The sequence below is a fragment of the Streptomyces ziwulingensis genome, from assembly GCF_039542605.1.
Classification (GTDB): domain Bacteria; phylum Actinomycetota; class Actinomycetes; order Streptomycetales; family Streptomycetaceae; genus Streptomyces; species Streptomyces ziwulingensis.
In genome coordinates, this window is record NZ_BAABIG010000057.1 from 33,845 (window position 1) to 48,569 (window position 14,725).

At 73.9% G+C, this 14,725-nt stretch carries 14 protein-coding genes; 10 read left to right on the forward strand and 4 right to left on the reverse strand.

What is annotated here, in order from left to right; translation table 11 throughout:
- Positions 1–28: 28 nt before the first annotated feature.
- Both ABEB00_RS26155 and ABEB00_RS26160 read right to left on the reverse strand, forming a co-directional pair.
- Positions 29–310, reverse strand: coding sequence for an Lrp/AsnC family transcriptional regulator (locus ABEB00_RS26155; RefSeq protein WP_345622710.1), 282 nt, complete (start codon positions 308–310; stop codon positions 29–31).
- The gene (locus tag ABEB00_RS26160) at positions 307–1,095 is read right to left on the reverse strand and encodes a rhomboid family intramembrane serine protease (RefSeq protein WP_345622711.1); all 789 of its coding nucleotides are present in this window, start codon (positions 1,093–1,095) and stop codon (positions 307–309) included. The genes ABEB00_RS26155 and ABEB00_RS26160 overlap by 4 nt, the downstream gene beginning before the upstream one ends.
- 157 nt (positions 1,096–1,252) lie before the next feature.
- Here ABEB00_RS26160 and ABEB00_RS26165 point away from each other — a divergent pair, with 157 nt between their 5' ends.
- The 5 genes from ABEB00_RS26165 to ABEB00_RS26185 all read left to right on the forward strand — a co-directional run bounded on the left by ABEB00_RS26165 (position 1,253) and on the right by ABEB00_RS26185 (position 6,683).
- Complete coding sequence (locus ABEB00_RS26165; RefSeq protein WP_345622713.1) at positions 1,253–1,492, forward strand: hypothetical protein; 240 nt, start codon at positions 1,253–1,255, stop codon at positions 1,490–1,492.
- A 67-nt stretch (positions 1,493–1,559) separates the two neighbouring features.
- Positions 1,560–2,903 (forward strand): NYN domain-containing protein, encoded by a 1,344-nt coding sequence (locus ABEB00_RS26170; protein ID WP_345622715.1) that lies wholly within the window; start codon positions 1,560–1,562, stop codon positions 2,901–2,903.
- 231 nt (positions 2,904–3,134) lie between these two features.
- The gene (locus ABEB00_RS26175) at positions 3,135–4,187 is read left to right on the forward strand and encodes a C40 family peptidase (RefSeq protein WP_345622871.1); all 1,053 of its coding nucleotides are present in this window, start codon (positions 3,135–3,137) and stop codon (positions 4,185–4,187) included.
- Positions 4,188–4,393: 206 nt separating this feature from the next.
- Positions 4,394–5,404, forward strand: a complete 1,011-nt coding sequence (locus ABEB00_RS26180) for a C40 family peptidase (protein ID WP_345622717.1) — start codon at positions 4,394–4,396, stop codon at positions 5,402–5,404.
- A gap of 52 nt (positions 5,405–5,456) precedes the next feature.
- Positions 5,457–6,683 (forward strand): hypothetical protein, encoded by a 1,227-nt coding sequence (locus tag ABEB00_RS26185; protein WP_345622719.1) that lies wholly within the window; start codon positions 5,457–5,459, stop codon positions 6,681–6,683.
- Here the strand turns inward: ABEB00_RS26185 and ABEB00_RS26190 are convergent.
- Positions 6,640–7,938 (reverse strand): glycosyltransferase 87 family protein, encoded by a 1,299-nt coding sequence (locus tag ABEB00_RS26190; RefSeq protein ID WP_345622721.1) that lies wholly within the window; start codon positions 7,936–7,938, stop codon positions 6,640–6,642. The genes ABEB00_RS26185 and ABEB00_RS26190 overlap by 44 nt on opposite strands.
- A gap of 121 nt (positions 7,939–8,059) precedes the next feature.
- Between ABEB00_RS26190 and ABEB00_RS26195 the strand changes: the two genes are divergently transcribed.
- Positions 8,060–9,202 carry a glycosyltransferase family 4 protein gene (locus tag ABEB00_RS26195; RefSeq protein ID WP_345622723.1) on the forward strand — a complete coding sequence of 381 codons (1,143 nt, stop codon included), beginning with the start codon at positions 8,060–8,062 and terminating at the stop codon, positions 9,200–9,202.
- Positions 9,203–9,281: 79 nt separating this feature from the next.
- Here ABEB00_RS26195 and ABEB00_RS26200 read toward each other — a convergent pair whose 3' ends face one another.
- Positions 9,282–11,078, reverse strand: coding sequence for an AMP-dependent synthetase/ligase (locus tag ABEB00_RS26200; RefSeq protein WP_345622726.1), 1,797 nt, complete (start codon positions 11,076–11,078; stop codon positions 9,282–9,284).
- A 304-nt stretch (positions 11,079–11,382) separates the two neighbouring features.
- On the opposite strand from ABEB00_RS26200, the gene ABEB00_RS26205 reads away from it, so the two are divergent.
- From ABEB00_RS26205 to ABEB00_RS26220, 4 genes are all read left to right on the forward strand, one after another.
- The gene (locus ABEB00_RS26205; protein ID WP_345622727.1) at positions 11,383–12,180 is read left to right on the forward strand and encodes a metallophosphoesterase family protein; all 798 of its coding nucleotides are present in this window, start codon (positions 11,383–11,385) and stop codon (positions 12,178–12,180) included.
- A 98-nt stretch (positions 12,181–12,278) separates the two neighbouring features.
- Complete coding sequence (locus tag ABEB00_RS26210) at positions 12,279–12,719, forward strand: SRPBCC family protein (RefSeq protein WP_345622728.1); 441 nt, start codon at positions 12,279–12,281, stop codon at positions 12,717–12,719.
- 180 nt (positions 12,720–12,899) lie between these two features.
- Positions 12,900–14,075 (forward strand): ArsA family ATPase, encoded by a 1,176-nt coding sequence (locus tag ABEB00_RS26215; protein ID WP_345622730.1) that lies wholly within the window; start codon positions 12,900–12,902, stop codon positions 14,073–14,075.
- Between the two features lie 57 nt (positions 14,076–14,132).
- Complete coding sequence (locus ABEB00_RS26220; RefSeq protein WP_345622732.1) at positions 14,133–14,660, forward strand: DUF5304 domain-containing protein; 528 nt, start codon at positions 14,133–14,135, stop codon at positions 14,658–14,660.
- Positions 14,661–14,725 lie beyond the last annotated feature (65 nt).

Below are 14,725 nucleotides of genomic sequence, written 5' to 3' on the forward strand. Positions count from 1 at the left end.
CGCCGGCCTCCGGGCCCGGGGGCCGGCGTCAGTTCTCCAGGCCGATGGAGAACGCCGCCTCCAGGTCGTGCTGGGAGTACGTGCGGAACGCCACATGCGTGTCCGTGCCCTCGACGCCCGGGATCTTGCTGATCCGGCCGGGGATGACGTCCGCCAGGTCCTCGTGCTGGCGCACCCGCACCATGGCGATCAGGTCGTAGGTGCCGGTGACGGAGAAGACCTCGCTCACCCCCTCCAGCGCGGTGATCCGTTCCGCGATCTCGGGAATCCGGTCCACACTGGTCTTGATGAGGACGATCGCGGTGATCACGGCTGTTTCTCTCCCTCGGGGGCGGTCACTGGGACGTTCTTCACTCTAGCCCTCCGCCCGCGGCCGCCCCACGCGTAGAGGAAGCCCAGCCCGAAACCGACCAGGTGGGCGAGGTAGGCCACCCCCGGTCCGTCGCCGGCCCGCGCCGCCGCCAGCCACTGCAGGGCCGCCCAGAAGGGCAGCACCAGCCAGGCCGGGAAGCGCAGCGGCAGGAAGAGGAGGAAGGGCAGCAGGCTGGTCACCCGGGCGCGCGGGAACAGGTACAGGAACGCGCCGAGCACCGCCGAGATCGCCCCGGAGGCGCCGATCAGCGGCTGCGGGGAGTGGCTGTTGGCGAGCGCGTACCCGAGCAGCGCCAGGTAGCCGCAGCCGAGGTGGAACAGGGCGAAGCGGACCCTGCCCATCCGTTCCTCGGTCAGCGCCCCGAAGACGTACAGGAACAGCAGGTTGCCGAGCAGATGCACCCAGCTCCCGTGGACGAAGAGCGCCGTGGCCGGGGTGAGAACGGCCCGGGGGGAGCCCTCGAACAGGTCTGCGGGGATCACGCCCCAGCGCTGGAAGTAGGCGCGCTGCGCGGCGAACAGCTCCGCACCGGTGCCGTACACCGGGTTGACCCCGGCCGCGGGACCGATCAGGAAGACCGCGCAGCACAGGAGCATCAGCCCGTACGTCACCGGAGCGGCCGGCCCCCGGGCCGCCCGGCCGGCGCGCGAGGCGCCCGCCGCCCTCGCCGCCCGCACCCTCCTGGCCGCCCTGCCGACGGCCGCGCTCCAGTTCCGGATCATGGGTACAGAGCATGACGTAACGGGATACGACGGGACGTACCGCCTCGCCGCCGTGGACGGACGGGCGGCGACTGTCCCCCAGGCCGTAGGGTTACGAGCCACACGCGCCGGGGCGACCGGCGCGTCGCGCGACACTGGAAGAGAGCGAACAGCCACGATGACGGTTCCCCTGCCGACCGACACGACGCGGTGGCGCTGCACCCTGTGCGGCAACCTGACCCGCTTCGACGTGACCCGGGCCTCGAAGGTCGTCGAGTACCTCCACCTCGATCTGGCCGGTGAGCCGAAGGTCGAGGAGCGCGAGGTGCTCAGTGAGACCATCGAGTCGGTGCGGTGCCGCTGGTGCAACGCCGTGGACCAGGTGGAACTCGTGGACAGGCCGGGCGCCGGCTCCTGAGGGAGCGGGCCCCGCCGCAGCGACCGGCGTAGCGTACCGGGATCGCGCGTAGGCATAGGGGTGACGGATGGCGCAGACACAGGCGGAAGGGCCGGGCGACGGCGCCGCCGAGGTGCTCGACCGCCCGCTCCCGGACGGGGTGCGCCGCCGGGTCGTGCAGATCGTGTCCGACGGCTTCGGTGGTCTGACCCTCACCGAACTGCCCGCCCCGCTGCGGCAGTACGCCCGGTTCGCCCCGAACCGGCGGGTGAAGTTCGCGGGCAACGCGATGGCCGCCGCGGTGGAGAGCGATCCGGTCTTCCGCCAGCGCATCGGCGAGAAGCTGAAGGAGACCCAGCCGGAGCTGACCGGCGCCCTCGACTCCGGGTCGCCGCCCCCGGCCGCTGACCCGCTGGACGTGGCGGCCGCCGCCTACGTCCTGCGGCCGGCCGGCTGGGTGAAGCTGGTGACCGCGGCCGGCGAGGAGGCGCAGCGGGCGGACGCCGAGCGCGCCGACGAGGAGACCCGCGCCGAACTGGAACGGCTGCGAGGCGAACTGGAACGCGCCCGCGACCACGGCCGGACCGAGACCGAGCGGCTCCGCGCCGAGCTGGACGCCGCCAGGAAGGAGGCGGAGTCGCTCCATCGCAAGCTGCGCTCCGCGGTCAGCGACGTCCGGCGCGGCGAGGCGGCCCTGCGCAAGGTCCACGCCGAGCTGGACACCGTACGCGCCGACGGACAGACCCAGCTCTCCGCCGCCGACAGCGAGACCCGGCGGCTCAAGGCGCGCCTCGGGGAGGCCGAGGCGGCCCTGGAGGCCACCCGCAAGGCCGCCCGCGAGGGACGCAGCGTCGAGGACATGAGAGTACGGCTGCTCCTCGACACCCTGCTGGAATCCGCGCAGGGGCTGCGCCGGGAACTGGCGCTGCCGCCCGTCTCGGTGCGGCCGGCCGAGACCGTGGACGCCGTCGAGCCCGGCCGGATGACGCCGAAGGACATCGCCGCCCGCGCGCTCTCCGAGCACGACCCCGCCATCCTCGACCAGTTGCTGGCGCTGCCGCAGGCGCACCTCGTCGTCGACGGCTACAACGTCACCAAGACCGGCTATCCGCAGATGCCGCTGGAGAAGCAGCGGCTGCGGCTCCTCGGCCAGCTCTCGCAGCTCGCCGCGCAGACCGGCGCCGAGGTGACCTGCGTCTTCGACGGCGCCGAGCTGCTCGCGCCGGTCCTGCTCGCGCCGCCGCGCGGGGTGCGGGTGCTCTTCTCCAAGCCCGGCGTCACCGCCGACGAGCTGATCCGCCAACTGGTGCGGGCCGAGCCGCCGGGCCGGCCCGTCATCGTCGCCTCCACCGACCGCGAGGTGGCCGACGGGATCGCGCGCGCCGGCGCCCGCCCCGTCGCCTCCGCCGTGCTCCTCAAGCGGCTTTCCTGACACCTGCGACGCATCCGTCCCCACCGCAACGTACGGGCCGGATGCCGGAATTGACGCATCTCTCACGCAACGTAGCGTCAATTCAGGGTCACACCTGGTGAGTTGCCGTAAAATATGCGGTGCGTAACCAGGATTTTTCGGCGGAGGATTTGAACTGATCACAAGTGGGTCACTAGGGTCAGGCTTCGAACCCTAGAACGGGTGATCACTCACACGAAGGAGTTCGCCTCCGTGGCGTCCCACCGTCGACCCAAGCAGCCCAGCCGCGCGCGCGTCACCGTGCTCACCACCGCCGCCGCCGCCGCTGTCGTCCTCAGCTCGCAGGCCGCCAATGCCGCGCCCAGCGAGAAGCCCGGCAAGGACGAGGTGAAGTCGAAGGTCGACAAGCTCTACGTGGAGGCCGAACAGGCCACCGAGAAGTACGTGGGCGCCAAGGAGAAGCAGGAGAAGCTCCAGAAGGAGATCTCCACCATCCAGGACAACGTCGCCCGCGGCCAGGAGGAGCTGAACGAGCTGCGCGACGGCCTCGGTTCGATGGCCAGCGCCCAGTACCGGGCCGGCGGCATCGACCCGTCCGTGCAGCTCTTCCTCTCCGCCGACCCGGACGACTACCTCGACAAGGCGTCCACGCTCGACCAGTTGAGCGCCCAGCAGGTCGACGCCCTGAAGAAGATCCAGGACAAGCAGCGCGACCTCGCCCAGCAGCGCGAGGAGGCCGCCGAGAAGCTCAAGGACCTCTCCGCGACCCGCACCGAACTGGGCAAGAAGAAGGAGGAGGTGCAGGGCAAGCTCGCCGCCGCGCAGAAGCTGCTCAACACCCTCACCGCCGCCGAGAAGGCCGCCCTGGAAGAGGAGGAGGAGCGCGCCAGCCGCAGCAGCGCGCGTGAGGTCCTCTCCGGTGACACCACCTCCGTCGACGCCTCCGGGTCCGGCCGCTCCGGAGCCGCCTTCTCCGCCGCCCAGAGCAAGATCGGCAGCCCGTACGTCTACGGCGCCACCGGCCCGTCCTCCTACGACTGCTCGGGCCTGACCTCCTGGGCCTACGCGCAGGCCGGCGTATCCATACCGCGCACCTCCGAGGCCCAGTCGCAGATCGGCACGCGCATCACCTCCGTCAACGACCTCCAGGTCGGCGACCTCGTCTTCTTCTTCAACGACCTGCACCACGTCGGCCTGTACGCCGGCAACGGCCAGGTGCTGCACGCCCCGCGCACCGGCACCGTCGTCCGCTACGAGTCGATGAGCACCATCGGCGGCCCCTTCATGTGGGGCGTGCGGGTCTGACCTCCGGCCCTTCCCGATCAACCCGGCCTGTCGCCCGAACGGGCTAATCGCGACACCCCGCTGTGATCCCGCGCCCCGCCGCTGACCTGCGTCAGCGGCGGGGCGCGGGGCCGCGCGGGGCCCGAGGTCGTTGGTCGGCACCCCACCACGGGGCTACTGTCTGCCGCGTTTACCTGTCCGTCAGCGGAAAAGGAGTGCGGCTTCCCGTGGGGTCCCATCGCCGCCTTGCACCGTCCGGGTTCGACCGGAGCGCCACCGCCGTGGTCGGCCTGTTCTCCGCCGCCATCGCGGTCCTCGGCGCGGTGACGGCTTCGGCCGCGCCGCTCGACGACACCCGTGCCGAGGTGGACCGCCTCCACCAGGAGGCCGAGCGGGCCACCGAGGCGTTCAACCGAGCCGACGAACGCACCGACGTCCTGCGCAAGCAGGTCAGCGGCGCCCAGGAGCGCATCGCCCGGCAGCAGGGGCGGATCAACACCATGCGGGACGCGCTGGGGTCGCTGGCCGGCGCCCAGTACCGGGCCGGCGGCATCGACCCGTCCCTGGCGCTGCTGCTCTCCGCCGACCCGGACGACTACCTCGACAAGGCCGCGGTCCTGGACCGGATCGGCACCCGGCAGGCCGGTGAGCTGAAGAACCTCCAGAAGGCCATGCGCCTCCTCGCCGCCGACCGGGCCCGCGCGACCCGCACGCTCGGCGAGCTGAACCGCAGCCGGCAGACGGTCGCCGCGCACAAGAAGACCGTGGAGCGCAGGCTCGCCGAGGCCCGGCGGCTGCTCAACTCCCTCCCGGACGAGGAGCGCGCGGCCCTCGGCCGGTCCTCCCGCTCCGGCCGCGCCGAGCTGCCCGGCCCCTCGGGCGCCCCCGCCTCGGGCCGTGCCTCGGCCGCCGTCGCCGCCGCGCGGTCCGCCCTCGGCAAGCCCTACGTCTGGGGCGCCAACGGCCCCACCCGCTTCGACTGCTCGGGCCTGACCCAGTGGTCGTACGCGCAGGCCGGGGTGGGGCTGCCGCGCACCTCGCAGGCGCAGGCCGGCGCCGGGCGGCGGGTCCCCCTCTCCCAGGCCCGCCCCGGCGACCTGGTCGCCTACCGGAACGACGCCAGCCACATCGGCATGTACGTGGGCAACGGCCAGGTGATCCACGCGCCCTACCCCGGCGCCCCGGTGCGCTACGACCCGGTCGGGATGATGCCGGTCTCCTCGGTCACCCGGGTCTGATCCGGGTCCGGCCCCCTGACCGGGGCGGCCCGGCCCCCGTACGATCGGGAACGTGGCTGGTCGCGGGCGGGTGCCGGGGTGCTCGGTGGTGGTGCTGTGCCTGCTGCTGGCCTCCCTCGTGGCCTGCGGCGGGCGGCCCGCCGCCGATTCGGTCCGGGCCGAGGTACGGCGGGTACTGGACCACCGGGCGGCGGCGCTGCTGGCGCGGGACGCCGCCGGCTACGCCGCGACCGGCACCCGGGACGGCTTCGCCGAGACGGCCGCGGTGCCACTGGCCGGCTGGTCGTACCGGGTCGGGAAGGTGCGGCGCACCGGCGACGAGGCGCGCGCCGACGTCGAGCTGAGCTACCGGCTGGCCGGACACGACAGGGGCGCCGTCACCACCGCCCGTACCGTACGCCTCGGCCGCGAGCGGGGACGCTGGTCCGTCGTCTCCGACCGGCCCGCCGACGGAACCGGCCGGCAGCTCTGGGACCAGGGCACGGTACGGGTGGTGCGCGCCGAGCGCGGCCTGGTCCTCGGCGTCGGGCAGTCCGAGGCGGCGCTGCGCGGCTTCGCGGACCTGGTCGACCGGGCGGTGCCCGCCGTGTCGGACGCCTGGGACGGCGACTGGGCCCGCCGCCTCGTCGTCCTGGTACCGGAGTCGCTGGAGGGGATGGCGGGGCTGCTGGGCTCGCCCGCCTCCTCCTACCGCGGGATCGCCGCCGTCACCACCGGCGAGACGGGCGCCCCGGCCGGCGCGCCCGCGGACCGGATCGTCGTCAACCCGGAGGCGTACCGGCTGCTCGGCACGGTCGGCAGGCAGGTGGTGCTCACCCACGAGGCCACCCATGTGGCCACCCGGGCCCACACCTCCGCCGCCACCCCGCTGTGGCTCTCCGAGGGCTACGCCGACTGGGTCGGCTACCGAGGCGGCGGGAGCGACCCGGCCCGGACCGCCCCCGAACTGTCCCGCGCGGTGTCCCAGGGGCACCTGCCCGAGTCGCTCCCGGCCGACGAGGACTTCGGCTTCACCGGGGAGGCGGGCGACCTCGCACGGGCCTACGAGGGCGGCTGGACGGCCTGCCGCATGATCGCGGAGCAGTGGGGCGAGGCGCGGCTCGACGACTTCTACCGGGCGGTGGGCGCCCAGGGGGACCGGGACGGGGCCGACCGGAACGGGGCCGACCCGGCGGACCCGGCGGAGGCGGTCGGGAACGCGCTCGGTGAGGTGCTCGGCACCACACCGGAGGAGTTCACGGCGCGGTGGCGGGAGTATCTGCGGGCCCGGTTCGGCTGACCGGGGTCCCGCCGGCGCGGGGGTCCGGTTCGCGGCGGTCGGGTCCGCGGGGGTCCGGTTCCGGCGGCGGCGCGGGTGTCTCGCGCGCGGTCGTCGCGCGCCACAGCACCCGGCCCGCGACGACCGCGGCGGCCACCAGCAGGCCGTTGCGCAGGAACAGCAGGGTGACGCCGAGCCGGTCGCTCGCCACCACGTTCCCGAAGTACAGCGGGAACTCCAGCACCGTCACCAGGCTCGCCGCCAGCACCAGCACGGCGGGCACCGTCATCCGGCCGGCCCGGAAGCACAGGCAGACCGCAGCGGTGCCGATCAGCCACACCAGGTACTGCGGGCTGATGACCCGGCTGGTGACCGTGAACAGCAGCACCGCCACGAACGCCGCGTCCGCGGCCGTGTGCGCCTCGAACCGGGTGGCCCGCAGCCGCCACAGCAGCAGCCAGCCGAACGCCGCCCCGGTCAGCGTGAGAGCGGCCGTGCTCACCAGGTCCACCCAGGGGCCGAGGAACTCCACCGAGCCGTAGTTGAACACCACCTGCCCGTCCCAGCCGAAGCCGCGGGCGACGTGGAAGACGAGCGCGCCCAGCGACTCCACCTCGGTGCCCCGGTCCCGCTGGAAGGTCAGGAACGCGAACGCCCCCGGCACCGCCACCCAGAACGCCCCCGCCACCACCACGCCGGTGACCGCGGCGGCGGCCCAGGCCGACCGCTCCCGGACGCCGAGCAGCAGCAGCGCCGGCCAGACCTTCAGCAACGCCCCCACCGCCGCGAGCGCGCCCGCCGCCCGCGGATGCCGGGCGGCGGCGAGCAGCCCGGCCACGGCGACCGCGGTGACCATCACGTCGTAGCGCGCGTACACCGTCGGGCCGAGCAGCGGGACGCCCACCACCCACACCCAGGCCCCGCGCAGCGTGCCGCCCCGGCCGAGGCCCCCGTGGGTCAGCAGCGCCAGCACCGCGAGGTCGGCGGCGCAGGCCAGGGTGAAGAAGGCCGTGGCGTAGTCCAGGAACGGCAGCAGGCCGGGGGAGAGGATCGCGACGGCGGCGGCGGGCGGGTACTGCCAGGTGACATCGGTCAGCGGAAACGTTCCGGTGCGCAGGACCTCGTACCAGCCCCGGTAGATCACCGACACGTCGCTGGTGACGTCCGGGCCGGGGAAGACGTACACCTTCAGCACGAACAGCAGCAGGGTCAGCCGGGTCGCGCACCAGACCACCGGGAGCCAGGCCAGGGACCGTCCCGCGCTCGTCGTCTTCACTGTTCCCGCCCGCCCGTCGCGCTGTCGTCCGATGGGCTCATGATGTCCCGAACGGCTGTGTGTGTGCCACACGCACAGGCGACGGACACGGGGGAAGGGGGCTTCGATAGGGTCTGCGGCGATGCACAAGACCTTGATCGTGACCAACGACTTTCCGCCCCGGCCGGGCGGCATCCAGGCGTTCCTGCACAACATGGCGCTGCGGCTGGACCCCGACCGGTTCGTCGTGTACGCCTCCACCTGGAAGCGCACCCGGGAAGGCGTCGAGGCGACCGCGGCCTTCGACGCCGAGCAGCCGTTCACCGTCGTACGGGACCGTACGACGATGCTGCTGCCGACGCCGGGGGCGACCCGGCGGGCGGTCGGGCTGCTGCGGGAGCACGGGTGCGCCTCGGTGTGGTTCGGGGCCGCCGCGCCCCTGGGGCTGATGGCCCCCGCGCTGCGCCGGGCCGGCGCCGAGCGGCTGGTCGCCACCACCCACGGGCACGAGGCCGGCTGGGCCCAGTTGCCCGCCGCCCGGCAGGCGCTGCACCGGATCGGGGAGACCACGGACACCCTCACCTACCTGGGGGAGTACACCCGCTCGCGGATCGCCGGCGCGCTGAGCGAGCGGGCCGCCGCGCGGATGGTCCAGCTCCCGCCCGGTGTCGACGAGCAGACCTTCCACCCCGGCAGCGGCGGCGAGGCGGTCCGGGCCCGGCTCGGACTGACCGAGCGGCCGGTCGTGGTGTGCGTCTCCCGGCTGGTGCCGCGCAAGGGCCAGGACACGCTGATCCGGGCCCTGCCCCGCATCCTGGCCGCCGAGCCGGACACCGTGCTGCTGATCGTCGGCGGCGGCCCCTACGAGAACGAGCTGCGCCGGCTGGCCCGGGAGACCGGCGTCGCCCGCGCGGTCCGCTTCACCGGCGCCGTGCCCTGGTCCGAGCTGCCCGCCCACTACGGCGCCGGGGACGTCTTCGCCATGCCCTGCCGGACCCGCCGGGGCGGGCTCGACGTCGAGGGGCTCGGCATCGTCTACCTGGAGGCGTCCGCGACCGGCCTGCCGGTCGTCGCCGGCGACTCCGGCGGGGCGCCCGACGCGGTCCTGGACGGCGAGACGGGCTGGGTGGTGCGCGGCGACCGCCCCGAGCAGACCGCCGACCGGATCACCGCCCTCCTCGGCGACGAGGCGCTGCGCCGGAGGATGGGGGAGCGGGGGCGGCGGTGGGTGGAGGAGAGGTGGCGCTGGGATCTGCTGGCCGAGCGCCTGAGGGCGCTGCTGTAGCCGAGCCGCGGCCGAGCGGCGACTCCGGCTCCCGCTTCGAGGAGATCGCCTCCTCCCGCTCCGAGCCGATCGCCCGCTCCTACTTCGCGTAGATCGCCTCGATCTCGGCGGTGTAGTCCTTGGCCACCACGCCCCGCTTCAGCTTCAGCGAGGGCGTCAGGTGACCGGAGTCCTCCGTGAACTGGGCCGACAGGATCCGGAACCGCCGCACCGACTCGGCCTTCGACACCGCCGCGTTCCCGTCGTCCACCGCCGACTGGACCGCGGCCAGCAGGTCCGCGTCCTGGCGCAGCGACGCCGCGGTGGACCCGGCCGGCTTGCCGTTCTCCTCGCACCAGCGGCCCAGGAACTCCTCGTCGAGGGTGATCAGCGCGCCCACGAACGGCCGCCCGTCGCCGACCACCATGCACTCCGCCACCAGCGCGTGCGCGCGGATGCGGTCCTCGATCACGGCCGGCGCGACGTTCTTGCCGCCCGCGGTGACCAGGATCTCCTTCTTCCGGCCGGTGATGCGCAGGTAGCCGTCCTCGTCGAGGGTGCCGATGTCACCGGTGTGGAACCAGCCGTCCGCCAGCGCCTCCGCGGTCGCGGCCGGGTTGTTCCAGTACTCCTTGAACAGGTGCTCGCCGTGGAGCAGCACCTCGCCGTCGTCGGCGATGCGGACCACCGAACCCGGCAGCGGCTGCCCGACCGTGCCGATCTTCTGCCGGTCCCAGGGGTTGAACGCGGTGGCCGCGCACGACTCGGTCAGCCCGTACCCCTCCAGCACGGTGAAGCCGATGCCGCGGAAGAAGTGGCCGAGGCGCTCGCCGAGGGGGGCGCCGCCGGAGATCGCGTACTCGCCGCGTCCGCCCAGGACCGCGCGCAGCTTGCTGTAGACCAGCCGGTCGAAGACCTTGTGCTTGAGCTTGAGGCCCAGGGAGGGGCCCGACGGGGTGTCCAGGGCCCGGCTGAAGGCGATCGCCGTGTCGGCGGCCCGGTCGAAGATCCGGCCCTTTCCGTCGGCCTGCGCCTTGGCGCGCGCCGAGTTGTAGACCTTCTCGAAGACCCGCGGCACGCCGAGGACCAGGGTGGGCCGGAACGCGGCCAGCTCCTCGGTGAGGTTCTTGACGTCCGGCACGCAGCCCAGCTTGATCGGCGCCATCATCGGCGCGATCTGCACCAGCCGCCCGAAGACGTGCGCGAGCGGCAGGAAGAGCAGGACCGAGCACTCACCGGTGCGGAAGAGCGGACGCAGCCGTTCCACGATGTTGCCGCACTCGGCGAAGAAGCTGCGGTGGGTCAGCACGCAGCCCTTGGGCCGGCCGGTGGTGCCGGAGGTGTAGACGATGGTCGCGGGATCGTCGGCCTTCGCGATCGCGCCGCGTCCCTCGACCGTCTCGTCGGTGACGTCCTGCCCGAGCCGCCCCAGTTCCTTCACGGCCCCGGCGTCGAGCTGCCAGAGGTGCTTGAGGGCGGGCAGCCGTTCGCGCACCGACTCCACCGCGGCGGCGTTGCCGGCCGACTCCACCACACAGGCGGTGGCGCCCGAGTCGCCGAGGATCCACTGCACCTGCTCCGGCGAGCTGGTCTCGTACACCGGGACGGTGACCCCGCCCGCGCACCAGATGGCGAAGTCGAGGAGGGTCCACTCGTAGCGGGTGCGCGACATCAGGGCGACCCGGTCGCCCGGTTCGACGCCCGCGGCGATCAGGCCCTTGGCGGCGGCGAGCACCTCGGCGAGGAAGGTCCGCGCGCTCACGTCCTGCCAGACGCCGTCCACCTTGCGGGCGACGACGGCGACCTCGGGATGCTGCGCGGCGTTTCTGCGGACGATGTCGGTCAGGTTGCCGTCCGCGGGGACCTCGTACAAAGCCGGAAGGCTGAACTCGCGCAAGACTGCTGCTCCTCATAGGGCACCGGCGCCACGACGTTGTGTGATGCGACGGTGCGGTCCAAGGCTGGGGCGGTGCCCGGGAGGACCGCGCCTTCGCACGGCGGCATCCTGAGCACGACTGGACTGCCCGGACGTTACCCGCCGGTATGGCGTCTTCGACAGGGGGCCCGGTGAGATGTTCGCTGCGTCACACGGCTGCTGTTTCCTTCGCGCACAGTAGTCGACACGCCGACCGGGCAGCCAGTAATCGCAGGTCCGGCCGGTGCTGTTCACCAGCCGCGCGCGGCTTCTATTCTTGATCGCCATGGCACCCACACCGTCCGGAAACCCGGCGACACGCGTCCATGTGGTCAGTGACGTGCACGGCAACGTCCGCGACCTGGCCCGGGCCGGTCAGGGCGCCGACGCGCTGCTCTGCCTGGGAGACCTGATCCTCTTCCTCGACTACGCCGACCACTCGCGCGGCATCTTCCCCGACCTGTTCGGCACCGAGAACGCCCACCGCATAGTCGAGCTGCGCACCGCCCGCCGCTACACCGAGGCGCGGGAGCTGGGCACGCGGCTCTGGGCGGGCGTCGACGGCGACCGGCGCGAGGTGATGGAACAGGCGGTGCGCCGGCAGTACGCCGAGCTGTTCGCCGCGTTCCCCACCCCGACGTACGCCACCTACGGCAACGTCGACGTGCCGCCCCTGTGGCAGGAGTACGCCCGCCCCGGCCTGACCGTCCTGGACGGCGAGCGCGTGGAGATCGGCGGCCGGGTCTTCGGCTTCGTCGGCGGCGGCCTGCGCTCCCCGATGCGCACGCCCTACGAGATCGGCGACGAGGAGTACGCCGCGAAGATCGAGGCGGTGGGCGAGGTGGACGTGCTGTGCACCCACATTCCGCCGGAGGTCCCGGAACTCGTCTACGACACCGTGGCCCGCCGCTTCGAGCGGGGCAGCCGCGCCCTGCTCGACGCCATCCGGCGCACCCGGCCCCGGTACGCGCTCTTCGGCCACGTCCACCAGCCGCTGGTGCGGCGGATGCGGATCGGGGCGACCGAGTGCGTGAACGTCGGTCACTTCGCGTCCACCGGGCGGCCGTGGGTGCTGGAGTGGTAGCCGTGCGGGTGGCCCGGCCGGTGCGAGGTAGCCTTCACGCTGCACGCACGCGTGCGCGACGACCCACCTACCGGCCCGCATCTGGAGGAGCCACGGCGATGGCGGAACACACCAGCTCGAGCATCACGATCGAGGCGGCACCGGCCGAGGTCATGGAAGTGATCGCCGACTTCGCCCGCTACCCGGACTGGACCGGTGAGGTGAAGGAGGCGGAGGTGCTCGCGACCGACCCGCGGGGCCGCGCCGAGCAGGTCCGGCTCGTGATGGACGCCGGGGCGATCAAGGACGACCAGACGCTGGCGTACACCTGGGCCGGGGAGCACGAGGTCTCCTGGACGCTGGTGAAGTCCCAGATGCTCCGCTCCCTCGACGGCTCCTACCTCCTCGCCCCGGCGGGCACCGGCACCGAGGTCACCTACCGGCTCACCGTCGACGTCAAGATCCCGATGCTCGGCATGATCAAGCGCAAGGCCGAGAAGGTCATCATCGACCGCGCCCTGGCCGGGCTGAAGAAGCGCGTGGAGTCGGGGGCGCGGTAGCCGACGGTCCGGGCGCGCGGATCGCGTCGGGCGCGCGGATCGCGCCGGGCGTGCCGGGCCGGGCGCGCCGGGCGTGCCGGGCCGGGCGCGCCGGGGCGTACGCCGTCCGGGCGTGGTGAGCCGTACGGCGCCGGGCGCGCGGAGCCGTACGCCGGGCGGGCGAAGGTACCGTTCACCCTCATGCGCACCCTCCTGATCACGGGCCCGGGCGGCGGTGGACGGACCACCGTCGCCGCCGCCACCGCGCTCACCGCCGCCCGCGAGGGCACCCGCACCCTGCTGCTGGGCGCCGACCGCGAGGACACCCTCGGCGCCGTGCTCGGGGTGCCCACCGGGCCGGCCCCGGTCGCCGTCGAGGAGCACCTCACGGCCTGGCGGCCCGACGCGGCCCAGGGGTTCCGCGACGATCTCACCGCCCTCCAAGGCCGCGCGGCCGCCGCCCTCGACCTGCTCGGCGCCGCCCGCCTCGACCCCGAGGAACTCACCCCGCTGCCCGGCGCCGAGGAACTCGCGCTGCTGCGCGCCCTGCGGGACGCCGCTCTCGCCGAGGCGCACGACCTCCTCGTCGTCGACCTGCCGCCCGGGCCCCGCGCCCTCGCCCTGCTCACCCTGCCCGAGGAACTGCGCCGCTACCTGCGCCGCCTGCTGCCCTCCGAACGGCAGGCCGCCCGCGCCCTGCGCCCCGTCCTCGGCCGGCTCGCGGGCGTCCCCGTGCCCACCGAGGCGCTGTACGAGAACGCCGCGCGCTGGGACCTGGAACTCGCCGCCACCGAGGCCGTCCTCACCGACCGGGACACCGCCGTCCGGCTGGTCGCCGAACCCGGGCCGGCCGGCGCCGACGCGGTGCGCACCGCCGCCCTCGGCCTCGCCCTGCGCGGCCTCGCCGTGGAGCGCGTGATCGCCAACCGGGTACTGCCCGAGCAGGCCCCCGACGGCTGGCTGGCCGTACCCGTCGCCCAGCAGCGCAAGACCCTGGAGGAGTGGCGGGCCGTCCACCCCGTCCACGCCGTGCCCCACCTCGGACGCGACCCGCGCGGCACCGACGACCTCGGCGCCCTGGCCGCCCCCGGCGTCTCGGCGGACTCCGCGGTCTCCCCGGTCGAGTGGCCGGTCGCCGACCGGCTGGCCGAGGACGGCGTACTGGTCTGGCACATCCCGCTGCCCGGCGCCCGGCGCGAGGAACTGGACCTGGTCCGGCGCGGCGACGAGCTGGTGGTCGCCGCCGGCCCGTTCAGCCGTGTCGTCGCGCTGCCGTCCGCGCTGCGCCGCTGCACCGTCGAGGGGGCGGCACTGCGCGAGGGCCGGCTGAGCGTACGGTTCGCGCCGGACCCGCGACTGTGGCCCCGCGGCCGCTGAACCGGGCGGGACCGTTCGGGTAACGTCGTAGAGACGAACCGTAGTCAGGAGTCCGTCATGAGCGAAGAGCTCCCCCCGACCGGCGACGCCCCCTCCGGCGCGGCTCGCGACGCGGCGGCCGACGAGGTACGCGCCCGCGTGAGTGACGCCGACGCCTGGGCGACCGCCTGCGCGGAGGACCTGGAGGCGGAGCAGGACCGCCGCCGCACCCGGTACGGGCCGCCCCCGGGCTCGGCCGCGGAGGAGCTGCGCCGCCTCGTCGACACGGTCGCCGACAAGCTGTCCGGCCTCCAGTCACCGCTGTTCGGCGCGGTCGCCGGACCGGCCGCCCAGCAGGTGGTCAAGCAGGTCGTCGAGCAGGCCAAGGCCGCCGTCGAACCGGTCATCGAGCGCAATCCGGATGTCTTCGACCATCTCGCGGCGGCCGGCGGTGAACTGCTCGCCGCCTACCGCTCGGCCGTGCAGCACCAGGAACGCCGCTGGACCACCCCGGACAGCGACTCCCGGGACCCCCGTGACCTCGGCGAACGTCCCGACGAGGGCGACGAGGGCACCGGCGGGACCCAGCGCATCGACCTGGACTGACGGCCCTCGGCCGACAGCGGCTCGGGTACGGTTGGCCTTAGCGGGGCTCGACCGAAACTGAGGGA

Bases quoted from the DNA above. Each gene is read 5' to 3' on its own strand.
- ABEB00_RS26195 (WP_345622723.1), top strand. From the start codon at position 8,060: ATGCACAAGACCTTGATCGTGACCAACGACTTTCCGCCCCGGCCGGGC.
- ABEB00_RS26205 (WP_345622727.1), top strand. From the start codon at position 11,383: ATGGCACCCACACCGTCCGGAAACCCGGCGACACGCGTCCATGTGGTC.
- ABEB00_RS26215 (WP_345622730.1), top strand. From the start codon at position 12,900: ATGCGCACCCTCCTGATCACGGGCCCGGGCGGCGGTGGACGGACCACC.
- ABEB00_RS26170 (WP_345622715.1), top strand. From the start codon at position 1,560: ATGGCGCAGACACAGGCGGAAGGGCCGGGCGACGGCGCCGCCGAGGTG.
- ABEB00_RS26210 (WP_345622728.1), top strand. From the start codon at position 12,279: ATGGCGGAACACACCAGCTCGAGCATCACGATCGAGGCGGCACCGGCC.
- ABEB00_RS26160 (WP_345622711.1), bottom strand. From the start codon at position 1,095: ATGATCCGGAACTGGAGCGCGGCCGTCGGCAGGGCGGCCAGGAGGGTG.
- ABEB00_RS26165 (WP_345622713.1), top strand. From the start codon at position 1,253: ATGACGGTTCCCCTGCCGACCGACACGACGCGGTGGCGCTGCACCCTG.
- ABEB00_RS26220 (WP_345622732.1), top strand. From the start codon at position 14,133: ATGAGCGAAGAGCTCCCCCCGACCGGCGACGCCCCCTCCGGCGCGGCT.